We start from the raw sequence: 11,327 nt of genomic DNA on the forward strand, positions 1-11,327 counted from the left end.
TCAGTCGGATAAGACAAATTGACGTTTTACCCCTTTATTTTACATATTTACGATTCAAGAGATTAAAATTTATGACCAACACCATGACTGAAGAACGCCTAACAGAATGCTTAACCCTAGTACAAAGCGCTCTAGATGATATGAAAGCAAAGAGCATCACTGTAATGAATGTAGAAGCATTGACTGACGTAACAGAGCGCATCATCATCGCTGATGGTACGTCTAAGCGCCATGTACGTGCGATGGCTGATAGCGTCGGTGCTGAAGCCAAGCAAGCGGGCTTTATGCCACTTGGCCGTGAAGGCGGTATCGACTCTGATTGGACGTTGATCGATTTGGGCGCAGTTGTCGTCCATATGATGACGCCACAAGCTCGTGAGTTCTATGACTTAGAAGGCCTATGGTCATCACCAGAGCAGTTGGCTGAGCTGGTCGCTGTACCGCGTGAAAAGAAAACTGCCGGTCGTCGTAACAAAAACAAATAAGCTTGTCAGTGACGATATTCGTTCAAAATTAAGAAACGCTCCACCAAAAAGACCAGATGATTATTCTGGTCTTTTTTTTGTTCCGATATTTGGGCGTACTTGTGATGATAAAAAACTATGATGCGCTGTAATCTGTGAATTTTTGAATATAAGCTTAGGGTCTGTTGAACATTCAAATGTGGTGCTGGCAGTCACTATTTTTTAGGCAATATGCAGTGAAATTTTTGACGCCTAGTCATTCTAGGTTAAACAATTTCGCCATATATTGGCAGAAAAGAGTACTGCCCTGAAAGGCTGATGCTAAAATCACCCCAAATGTTGTTGCAATCCTAGTTAAGGTCTCGACATTATCGTCGGCTTGCGCCTAATTTGGTGCAATTTTAGCAATCAGCAGCCCTAATATTTGAATGTTCAACAGACCCTAAATGAATGGGCTTATAAAAGTTGTATAACAGGATAAAAAGTCGATTTTTTCCAATTATTCCTATCTATTGGACAATATACTTAGTGACAGTTATTTATCCATTAGGAACAACTATGAAAAGAGCGAATTACTACAATATCGAGCCTGAGCTAGTTAACTACTTGGTGGATCAAGAAGCACTGATCAAAAAAAAGGTAGAGGCGAGCTTTGGGTTAACAATTTGGGAACTGGTGAAGTTAAGAGCGTCACAGTTAAATAAATGTGCTTATTGTTTGGCTATGCATAGTGCGCAAGCCCTAGAATACGGTGAGAGCATGAACCGAATTATTGCCCTTAGTGCATGGCAAGATGCACCCCTTTATAATGATAAAGAACGTACAGCATTAGCACTTTGTGAAAAATTGACCCTATCACAGAATATTGATGATGACTTTTATCTCGCTCTTACTGAGGTATTTGATCAACAAAGCTTAGTTACTCTAACTGTGGCTATTAATGCTATAAATAGTTGGAATCGTATAGTCAAAATGTTTAAACCTACAGTCAAGTTTAATGAACAATAACCTATTACTTGAGCTTTATAGCCCAACAGGCGATATTGCTAATTATATACAAGCAATTTGGTTTGCTAACGCTCCATTTTCAGGGGAGAGCTGGCTCCCCTGCGATGGCGCGAAAGGAGTTATATTCTTGATTTCAGGTCAGCTTGAATTAGCAGGAATAAGATTGCAACTGCCCTACTTTATGCAAACCATATCAACACAATCAAAAAAAGTAACGTTTACCAGTGGCACCGTTTTTTGCGGGATCAGATTTAGGCCTGCAGGACTTGCTCATCTACAAAAGGTTAACCACGCCCTAGTTGCCCCTGCAACCCTTACAAAGATTGCGCAAAGGCTTGATAAAGACGCTAACTTAGATTCGTTTATTGACTTGCTGTCGACGTATCTCAATGCGCCAAAAAAACCTCACCATACTATTGAGCAAACACAACAGTTAATTCACAATATAATTAACCTTACCCCGCTCAATACGGCCTACGACAATAGCCCTAAAGGTAAACGTCAGTTAGAACGTTACGTTAAAAACACCTGTGGGATCACTGCAAAACATCTTGCACGCATTTATAGAGTCAGACAAGCCAAACAACTTATCAAAGCGGACCCACAGTTGAGCTTGGCGCAACTGGCTCTTGAGTGTGGGTTTACTGACCAATCTCATTTAAACAACGAGTTCAATGCCATTTTACGAATAACCCCTGCAAGATATAGAAAGCTCATTCATAAATGAGATACTGCATTTTTGCTGTACGGTAAAAAAAGACCAGATGATTATTCTGGTCTTTTTTTATGTAAAAATAAGCAGTTCTGTATCAGTACACGCACTGATAAATATTCTGAAAATGGTTCAAGATTAGGCTAAGATATCAGCAACCAGTCAGCATTACTGCCTAAAAAAATAACCAACCATCAGAGCGGCTTATGAGCACAGAACCGATGATATCTACGTTACCAGCAACGGCACAAAGCAAGCCAGACTTTAACCAAGACCTGCCACTACATATCGCCAACTTAACCTGCGTCCGCGCTGGTAAAGCGATGCCATTTGCCCGCGAAGAGATGAGCGCCATTGATAAAGCACCAATCAAAGCGCCTGTTGCGGTCAACTTCATGGGCCTCGCCACTGATGAGCAAGCTGATCGCAAACATCATGGTGGCCCGCTAAAAGCCGTGCATCAACTGGCACCTGCGACTTATGAAAAAATCAATACAGCGTTCAGTCTAAAGGTACGCGTCGGTACATTGGGCGAAAACCTCACGACCGAATCTGTCAATGGCCTACCGGAAATGACTGAGTCTACGGTTTGCATTGGTGATGTTTTTCAATATGGTGGATATTTTGAAAACGGACAAGATAATAGTAATGATGGTGATAGCGTTCAGCTACGCATCGTTCAACCGCGTCGCCCCTGCTACAAAATTAACGACCAAATTGGACAGTTTACCAAAGTACCAAATATCGCGGCATGGGTAAGCAAACAAGGTATCTCTGGCTGGTACTTTCAAGTGGTACGCGATGGCTTGATTAACGCTGATTTGCCAGTTTATTTAATCGAGCGCCCCTATCCGTTTGCCACGCTTGAAAAGTTATGGCAATTGGCCAATTCTAAAGAAAAATATGATGCAGAGTTGATTGAGCCATGGCTCGCGATTGAGTGTTTGGAGGAGAGTTGGAAGAAAGTGTTGGCTAAGAAGATTCGGGGCTGTTGAACCTCAAATGTATACTCAGCACAAAGGATCACGCGCTTGAAACACACCATGTCTTACTTCGCCCCTGGTATGGTCATCGCTTATGGTCATGCCATTGATGCAAAGCTGCATAAGCACAAGCTGTGGCAACTTTGTCTCCCAAGTGCAGCGAGCATATTGAACAATCAACCCTTGATGACAAGCACAATTATTCGTCCTAATGTCTTACATCAGCTCACCATGCCCACAGGCTGGGTGATACTGGCTGAACCAGAAAGCCTATTAGGTGAAGTCATTGATGAGATGTCTGGACAACATTCCTTAACACTGCCAATCATACAGTCAGATGCCAAAATAGACTCATTATTTGAGCAGCTCAACGAGTTTCCAACACTCGTCGCCGCAATCAAGCACAATCCTTACCAATGTCAAGATGTGCGCTTATCCATTCTATTATCACGATTGGATGCTTGCCTAGAGGGCAGCTGTTTGAAGCCTGACCAATGGCGTGCCAAGGACGTTGCAGACTGGCTGGCGCTATCTGAAAGTCGGTTTTTGCATTTGATAAAAGCTGAGTTCGGCATCGCATGGCGTCCTTACCTATTATGGCGACGTCTCATCTGTGCGCTACAGGCCATTAAAAGCGGTCAAAATGCCACGGCTGCCGCCTATTTAGCAGGGTTTAGCGATAGCGCCCATCTTAGCCGCACACTCAAAAGCACCTTTGGTATGACCAGCAAACAACTCTTGCACAGCTTTGGATCAACGCAGCCAGTTTATTCAATTATTGAATGATTTTTGTCTTCATACTGTCCGAAACTCTAGGAGGACAACATGACCATTCAATATACAAAACGTACTGCTATGCTTAACTTTCAGCAAGCCAGCATTCAACAACTCATCGATCAGCGTGGTTGGCATTCTCTACCGCAAAAGCAAGCGGTGCGTGAGGTATACTATTTTGTACGTGATGAGATAAAGTTCGGCTACAATCGTCATGATCGCATCGAGGCCAGTGAGGTATTAAAAGATGGCTATGGTCAATGCAATACCAAAAGCACGCTTTTTATGGCTTTATTGCGCGCACTGAATGTGCCTTGTCGCTTGCATGGCTTTACCATCTATAATGAATTGCAGCGTGGTGCCATTCCAAGCTATTTGATGCCGCTCGCACCGAAACGTATCCTGCACAGCTGGGTCGAAGTTTTGCTGGATGACGATTGGATTGATGTAGAAGGTTTTATTATCGATCAAGCGTTTTTGACGCAAGTACAACGCGCCCACCCTGATAGAAAAAGCTTTAGTGGTTATGGTGTCGCAGTGCCATGCTTACAAAATCCCGCCAATGAGTTTGACAATGGCAGCACCTACATTCAAGCTGAGGGTATCGCTGATGATTTTGGCCGATTTGATAGTCCAGATGCTTTTTATGCGCAGTATGGTAGCAATTTGCGCGGACTAAAAAAGTGGGCTTTTCGCTATTTACTCAGACATTTGATGAATCGCAACCTTGAGCAGATACGCCAATATGGTATCAAAGTCTCCAAATAGCGAGGCAATCAGACATTTTTTGAACAGGCATTGCTGATCGCTAACATTATTCCAAACAAGGTGTGAGACAACGATAAGTCTTATACCTTAACTGGTTTTGTGACCCACTGCTTATATAGGGCAGGGACAACCCTAACATCAGCTCACAGAGAAAGCATTTCATGGTAAAAAACATATTCTTAGCGTTTGGCCTAACACTGCCTTTAATTGGCTGCGTCACCACGACCTCTCCCGTCGCGACCACCAAGAGCTACATCGTAGATAGCAAAACCTACCAAGCCACTGGCAAAAGCGAACGCATAAAAACCATCGTCCTGCACTATACGGTCTCAGACAATGACCGATCTATCAACACACTGACCACAGGCAAGGTCAGCGCCCATTATCTTATTTTAGATAATGACGATGATAAAATTTATAATTTAGTACCAGAAAATGAACGCGCTTGGCATGCGGGTGACGGTGGCTTTGCAGGACGGACGATATTAAACGATACTTCTATCGGCATAGAAATCGTCAATGCAGGAATTGCGCCTGAGTATCAAAATGCATTAAAAGACGGCCAGCTGGCGTATCATCCTTATGACCATTATCTCGCTTTTGATGAGTTGCAGATTAAAAAGGTCGCGGAGCTGGTACAAGATATCACCGCCAGATATGACATCTCACCAAAGAATATCATCGGTCATTCTGATATGGCACCCTCACGTAAGATAGACCCCGGTGCCAAATTCCCGTGGCAGCAGCTGTATAAGCAATATGGCATCGGCGCTTGGTATGATGATGCTGATAAGCTTGCTTTTATGGATATAAACGCATTTGCAACGGCAACGATACCTGAGATTAAGCAGCAGTTTCGTGATTATGGCTATCAAATCAATAATAGTGACGAGTGGGACAAAGCCAGTCGCGATGTCATCTATGCGTTTCAGCTACACTTTCGACCCCTCAATCCAACGGGCGAAATAGATTTAGAGACTTATGCTATTTTAAAGGCATTGAATAAGAAGTATGCTAATACCAATGATTTTTATTAACCCTTTCATATCATCAATAATAAACGAGCTGTACAAGGAATTTTATGAGCACATTGTTTAGCGTAAATTTGAATAAATTGGCTTTAATCCGTAACTCTCGCGGTACTGACTACCCTAACTTATTGTATTTTGTGAAAAAGCTGATTGACCTAGGTGTCAAAGGCTTTACCGTACATCCGAGACCCGATGAGCGCCATATCAGATACCAAGATGTCTATGATATCAGTGCATTCTTAAAGGACTATCCAGAGATTGAGTTCAATATCGAAGGCAACCCAAATGAGCAGTTTTTAAAGATTATCCGTGAGGTAAAACCGCATCAATGTACGCTCGTGCCAGACAGTGACGATCAGCTGACCTCGGATCATGGCTTTGATATCATCACCCATCATGAATTTTTATCAACGTTGAGCAAAGAGCTAGAAACGTTCGGTACGCGCTGTGCGGTATTCATCGACCCTGATATCGAACAAATCAAAGCAGTCATCGAAAGTGATGTACAGACGATCGAGATGTATACCGAAGAATGGGCGCGCGCTTACAGTAATGGTAAGAGCGATGACAATGTTGAATTCGATGAGGTCAAGCAACGCTTTAGCGACTGTATCACCCTAGCCAATCAAAACGGTATCCGCGTCAATGCGGGTCATGATTTGAATTTGGATAATTTGGCTGACTTGCTCGCGCTTAGTGATATTGCTGAGGTGTCTATCGGTCATGCGTTTACGATTGAATCACTAGAGCAAGGCATGGATAATGTGGTGCGTCAGTATTTGGCGATATGTGAGTAAAAAGCGTTAGAAGGAGTCGATATGAGTGACTTAACACGTGAAGATCAACAAGACGAGCTTGAGAAATATCTAGAAGAAAAAGCCAAACAAGCGCAAGAAAATGAGCAGGAAGCGAAACCGCTTTCTGCTTATGATGCTTGTGTGCTAAAGGAAAGTGCTAAGATTCATGAGTTGATTGCTGAGGCTAAGAAGCGTTCAGAGGATGAACCGTCTTATTAAAATACCTAGATTAACACACCAAGTGCAACGCTAAATAATATTATAGAACACCTGGTTTGGCGTTCTAAAAGCGGTATCCTGATGGTTTGTGCAAGTTGCGATGGCTAGGTTTTGGGGTGGTGACGCGAAGCAAGCGACGACCCAAACCGTAGCCAGCGCCGCGCCCAGACTGGCAGATACAAGTGGAAGGCGGGAAATAGCTCACTTACTTATAAAATACCTATTCATTACTCAGCTCTTTTAACGCCAATAGCGCATGCTCCGCCTTATCATTCGACACAAATATATGGTCATGATAATAGGCAGCGATCACATTGGCACTGATACCTTTTGAGGTCAATTTGGTTGACACGGCTGCGGTTAGACCTACCGCTTCTAGACTTGAATGAACTGTCAAAGTAATTTGCCGAAACACACCCTCGTAATGCAAACCCACCTCATCAGCATTGTCTTTTGTCAAAACCAGAGTCAACCCCTCTGTCTCCATAAACGTCGCGATTGGTGCTAAATTTACGTATTCTGCTAGTTCTCCTTTTACAGTACAAAACACAAACAACTCATCAACCAGTGCTGGCTGCATCGAACTCAATAGCTCATTGAGATCTGTAATTCCTGACATTTTATTCTTCCTTATTTTAATCTTTGTTGACCGTAATTTTAGCATGTGTCTCATTGTCTATACTCGTGAAAGTACGCTATAAACGCTAGCCTTTATTTCCAAACACTCAAATCGTAAACACCAAAAAGGTGAGCCGAAGCCCACCTTCTTATTTTAAAAAACAGCTGTCTAAAACTATCAGCAATTACTAGAGGTTTGAGTAGCGACTAGCGCAACCAAGCTCGGGCATTGCGGAACATACGCATCCACGCGCCATCCTCGTCCCACTCCTCCCATTTTCAGCTATATGCTTTTAAATGGCACTCAGGATGTGGCCTCATGATAGCGACACGACCATCGATGCTACATAGATCTGTGACACCGCCGACAGAACCATTTGGATTGAGCGGATACGTCTCAATTGGATAATCTGCTAGGTACTCAACCAGAGTCCAGACGTTTGTATAGGTGCGACGCAACACACCCTATATAGTTTCAAAAATAGTCCTATCCACCAGCTATTTAGGCTACTCATTGCGATAGGCTAATGATAAAATCACCGCTCACAGGGTTATAGATAGTATCACTGCTCGCACCATCTCGTTGGCTTCCCGCATCGTTAGTTTTACTGAAGGCTAGGAAGCTGCACGGCTTTGATAGTTTGATCCTATTAGCAGTCCCCATACCTGCATGATCAAGCAGACGCCCATATATTAAAAAAGGAATCTTTATGTATCAGGACTTTCAAAAGCATCTACAACAAGAAATCAGCGATATACGCTCGGCAGGACTATATAAGACCGAGCGCATTATCACCTCCCCGCAAGATGCGCTCATCAAGATCGCCGATGGCCGTGAAGTGCTTAACTTCTGCGCCAATAATTACCTTGGACTGTCTGACCACCCTGAGATTAAAAAGGCGGCTATAGAGGCCATCGAAAACTCAGGTTATGGTATGTCATCGGTGCGTTTTATTTGTGGTACGCAAGATTTGCATAAGCAATTAGAAGCGTCAATTTCTAAGTTTTTTAATACCGAAGATACGATTCTTTATGCGGCCTGTTTCGATGCCAATGGCGGTGCCTTTGAGCCATTACTGACCAATGAAGATGCGATTATTTCTGATTCGTTAAATCATGCTTCAATCATCGACGGTGTGCGCCTGTGTAAAGCTGCGCGTTATCGCTACGCCAATGCGGATATGCAAGATTTAGAGACTCAATTACAAGCGGCGCAAGCTCAGCGTTTTCGTTTGATCGTCACCGATGGTGTGTTTTCGATGGACGGTAATGTGGCGCCAATGGATGAGATTTATGCGTTGGCACAAAAATATGATGCCATGGTAATGATTGACGAATCGCATTCAGCAGGCGTGGTCGGTCGCACTGGTGGCGGCGTGACTGAATTGTTTGATCTACGTGGTGACATTGAGCTGATCACGGGTACTTTAGGCAAGGCGTTCGGCGGTGCTATTGGCGGCTTTACGACAGGTAAAAAAGAAATGATTGAGATGCTGCGTCAACGCTCACGCCCGTATCTGTTTTCCAACTCTATTCCTCCTATGGTGGCGGCCGCTGGGGTAAAAGCGTTTGAGATGCTGTCACAAGACAATACCTTACAAGACCAATTGCATGAAAATACCGCCTATTTTGTGAAGCAAATGCAAGATGCAGGCTTCGATATCAAGCCTACTGAATCGGCCATTTGTGCGGTGATGCTTTATGACGCCAATGTCTCGCAGCAAATGGCAAACGCACTGCTTGAAGAAGGCATTTATGTGATTGGTTTCTTCTATCCTGTCGTACCCAAAAACGAGGCTCGCATTCGTGTCCAGCTCTCTGCCGCTCATACTCGCGAGCAGCTCGACCAGTGTATCGCCGCTTTTATCAAAGTCGCCAAGCAAATGAAGGTGATTGATTAAGCGTCGTTCGGATTTACTCGCTGAATTCAATAATTAAGTACAACACAACTAAATAAGAGAAAAATATGAAAGCACTGGTTAAAGCCCATGCCAAAAAAGGCATCTGGATGCAAGACATGCCAGAACCAACAGTCGGCATCAATGACGTTAAAATCAAAATTAAAAAAACCGCCATTTGTGGGACAGATTTGCACATTTACAAATGGGATGAGTGGTCAGAAAGAACCATCAAGACGCCAATGATTATCGGACATGAATACGTCGGTATCATTAGTGAAGTGGGCGATGGTGTGAAGCATTTTGAAGTGGGTGACCGCGTCACAGGCGAAGGCCATATCGCGTGCGGGCATTGCCGTAACTGCCGCCGTGGCAAGCTACATGTGTGCGAAAACACCATAGGCGTGGGCGTTGACCGCGATGGCTCGTTTGCCGAATATTTGGTGATACCTGCCGATAATGCCATCAAACTCGATGAGCGTATCAGCGATGAGATGGCCGCCATTATGGACCCCTTTGGCAATGCCACTCACACCGCTTTATCATTTCCTGTCCTTGGTGAAGATGTACTGGTTACGGGTGCGGGACTGATTGGCTCAATGGCAACGGCGATTTGCCGCTTTGCAGGGGCACGTAATATTGTGGTCAGTGATATCAGTGATTATCGCTTAGAGCTTGCCAAAAAAATGGGCGCGACGATGACCATCAACCCAGCCAAAGGTGAAACCATCGAAGGCGCTATTGCTGAGTTAAAAATGCATGGCTTTGATATTGGGCTTGAGATGTCAGGCTCGCCTCAGGCCTTTGATTCGATGATTAGCAATATGTATAACGGCTCTAAAATTGCGCTCTTGGGTATTTTACCTAACACCACCACGGTGGATTGGAGCAAGATTATCTTCAAGGCGTTAACCCTAAAAGGTATCTATGGCCGCGAGATGTGGGAGACGTGGTATCAGATGGAGCAAATGCTGATTAGCGGTATTGATCTGTCGCCCATCGTTACCCATCGCATGCACATTGATGACTTCCAAGAAGGCTTTGATATCATGGAAAGTGGGCAATGCGGTAAGGTAATTTTAAGCTGGGATTAATTTTGGCGATTCAGCATTTGATGAGTCGTGGTTAGGGTTTAAATTATCACGACTGATAAAACGGCACTGATTTCAGTGCCGTTTTTTATGTGGTAAAAATCATATGGAGGATAAACTATGGGCGTTTCTGAAGCAGATAAACTTGAAAAGTATTTAGTAGAAAAAGCCAAGCAAGATCAGGAAAATAGAAATCTGAAACTCTTTCTGCATTTAATGCTTGCGTGTTAAGGAAAAGTGCTAAGATTCATGAGTTGATTGCGGAAGCAAGGAAGGGTTTGGAGGAGAAGTGGTTTTTAGATATAATTTCGGTATTTTACCAAAATAGTAACGTAAATCGCCTTGTTGAACTAGTATGAAAAGAAGTCCTGATTATGCTGTTTGAGAGACATCAGTGGCCTCAAAATCTTCATAATAAAGCGGGTCAAAGAGGGATATAGTTTCAATTTCGTTAACTCTAATAAGCATTTTCAGATCATCAACTTTATCGGAATTTACCTTATAGTTGGTATCTAGAAATTGATTTTTTTCATACATAGGCATGTAATTACAATTAGTGATCAGTGTGAGCGTATCCTTATCTCTATATCCACTTAGAAACGGAATGATCATGATATTCTCTAAATCCACATTATTAAATTGCTCACTTACTACAAAACCGATATACACTTTTCGAGATTTTAGAGAAACCTTAACGAAAGAATCTTTTTGCATAGCGTGAATAACTATATTGAGGACACCATCTAAGCCCATAAGTGCCTTATAATCATCTTCTGAGGTATTTGGGTTTCTCTGTCCTTCGCAAATAATCCATGAAAAAAAAGCAACTACAATTCCATGAAAATAAATAGGATTTTCATCAAAAAACTCAATACTAAAGATTTTTTTATTTAACCACGCTATGATGCTGAAAGCAGAGTCATAAATGCATAATGAAATGGCTTCTATAAACCAATTTACTATG

The 11,327-nt window shown here is 43.0% G+C and carries 15 protein-coding genes; 11 read left to right on the forward strand and 4 right to left on the reverse strand.

Features of this window, described 5'->3' with window-relative positions; genetic code table 11:
* Positions 1-71 precede the first annotated feature (71 nt).
* The 9 genes from rsfS (at position 72) to QL982_RS01740 (ending at position 6,756) form a co-directional block, all read left to right on the forward strand.
* A complete protein-coding gene (gene rsfS, locus QL982_RS01700; protein ID WP_290190131.1) occupies positions 72-485 on the forward strand; it encodes a ribosome silencing factor in 414 nt (137 codons plus the stop codon).
* Positions 486-1,022: 537 nt separating this feature from the next.
* Positions 1,023-1,472 carry a carboxymuconolactone decarboxylase family protein gene (locus tag QL982_RS01705; protein WP_290163652.1) on the forward strand — a complete coding sequence of 150 codons (450 nt, stop codon included), beginning with the start codon at positions 1,023-1,025 and terminating at the stop codon, positions 1,470-1,472.
* Entirely contained in the window at positions 1,462-2,199 is a 738-nt protein-coding gene (locus QL982_RS01710; RefSeq protein WP_290163654.1) for a helix-turn-helix domain-containing protein, read from the forward strand. Before QL982_RS01705 ends, QL982_RS01710 begins: the two co-directional genes overlap by 11 nt.
* Positions 2,200-2,405: 206 nt before the next feature.
* On the forward strand, positions 2,406-3,179 hold the full coding sequence (locus QL982_RS01715) for an MOSC domain-containing protein (protein ID WP_290163701.1): 774 nt from the start codon (positions 2,406-2,408) through the stop codon (positions 3,177-3,179).
* Between the two features lie 36 nt (positions 3,180-3,215).
* Positions 3,216-3,953 carry a helix-turn-helix transcriptional regulator gene (locus QL982_RS01720; RefSeq protein ID WP_290163656.1) on the forward strand — a complete coding sequence of 246 codons (738 nt, stop codon included), beginning with the start codon at positions 3,216-3,218 and terminating at the stop codon, positions 3,951-3,953.
* A gap of 39 nt (positions 3,954-3,992) precedes the next feature.
* A complete protein-coding gene (locus tag QL982_RS01725; RefSeq protein WP_290163658.1) occupies positions 3,993-4,709 on the forward strand; it encodes a transglutaminase-like domain-containing protein in 717 nt (238 codons plus the stop codon).
* 161 nt (positions 4,710-4,870) lie between these two features.
* Positions 4,871-5,746: an N-acetylmuramoyl-L-alanine amidase gene (locus QL982_RS01730; RefSeq protein ID WP_290163661.1), complete on the forward strand. Its 876-nt coding sequence runs from the start codon at positions 4,871-4,873 to the stop codon at positions 5,744-5,746.
* Between the two features lie 44 nt (positions 5,747-5,790).
* On the forward strand, positions 5,791-6,537 hold the full coding sequence (locus tag QL982_RS01735) for a pyridoxine 5'-phosphate synthase (protein WP_290163664.1): 747 nt from the start codon (positions 5,791-5,793) through the stop codon (positions 6,535-6,537).
* A 21-nt stretch (positions 6,538-6,558) separates the two neighbouring features.
* On the forward strand, positions 6,559-6,756 hold the full coding sequence (locus tag QL982_RS01740) for a hypothetical protein (protein WP_290163666.1): 198 nt from the start codon (positions 6,559-6,561) through the stop codon (positions 6,754-6,756).
* Positions 6,757-6,820: 64 nt separating this feature from the next.
* Here the strand turns inward: QL982_RS01740 and QL982_RS01745 are convergent, their stop codons facing one another.
* From QL982_RS01745 to QL982_RS01755, 3 genes are all read right to left on the reverse strand, one after another.
* Positions 6,821-6,961, reverse strand: a complete 141-nt coding sequence (locus QL982_RS01745; protein ID WP_290190132.1) for a hypothetical protein — start codon at positions 6,959-6,961, stop codon at positions 6,821-6,823.
* A 15-nt stretch (positions 6,962-6,976) separates the two neighbouring features.
* Positions 6,977-7,375, reverse strand: coding sequence for an ACT domain-containing protein (locus tag QL982_RS01750; RefSeq protein ID WP_290163668.1), 399 nt, complete (start codon positions 7,373-7,375; stop codon positions 6,977-6,979).
* A gap of 278 nt (positions 7,376-7,653) precedes the next feature.
* Entirely contained in the window at positions 7,654-7,836 is a 183-nt protein-coding gene (locus QL982_RS01755) for a phosphoribosylformylglycinamidine synthase subunit PurQ (RefSeq protein WP_290163670.1), read from the reverse strand.
* 248 nt (positions 7,837-8,084) lie between these two features.
* Between QL982_RS01755 and kbl the strand changes: the two genes are divergently transcribed.
* Together kbl and tdh are read left to right on the forward strand one after the other, a co-directional pair.
* Positions 8,085-9,275 carry a glycine C-acetyltransferase gene (gene kbl / locus QL982_RS01760; protein WP_290163672.1) on the forward strand — a complete coding sequence of 397 codons (1,191 nt, stop codon included), beginning with the start codon at positions 8,085-8,087 and terminating at the stop codon, positions 9,273-9,275.
* Positions 9,276-9,340: 65 nt separating this feature from the next.
* On the forward strand, positions 9,341-10,366 hold the full coding sequence (gene tdh / locus QL982_RS01765) for an L-threonine 3-dehydrogenase (RefSeq protein ID WP_290163675.1): 1,026 nt from the start codon (positions 9,341-9,343) through the stop codon (positions 10,364-10,366).
* 369 nt (positions 10,367-10,735) lie between these two features.
* On the opposite strand, the gene QL982_RS01770 is transcribed toward tdh, so the two are convergent.
* Positions 10,736-11,327 (reverse strand): hypothetical protein (locus tag QL982_RS01770; RefSeq protein ID WP_290190133.1); only part of this gene is annotated, 592 nt, incomplete at its 5' end.

This window comes from Psychrobacter sp. 5A.1 (genome assembly GCF_030407455.1).
Taxonomy (GTDB): domain Bacteria; phylum Pseudomonadota; class Gammaproteobacteria; order Pseudomonadales; family Moraxellaceae; genus Psychrobacter.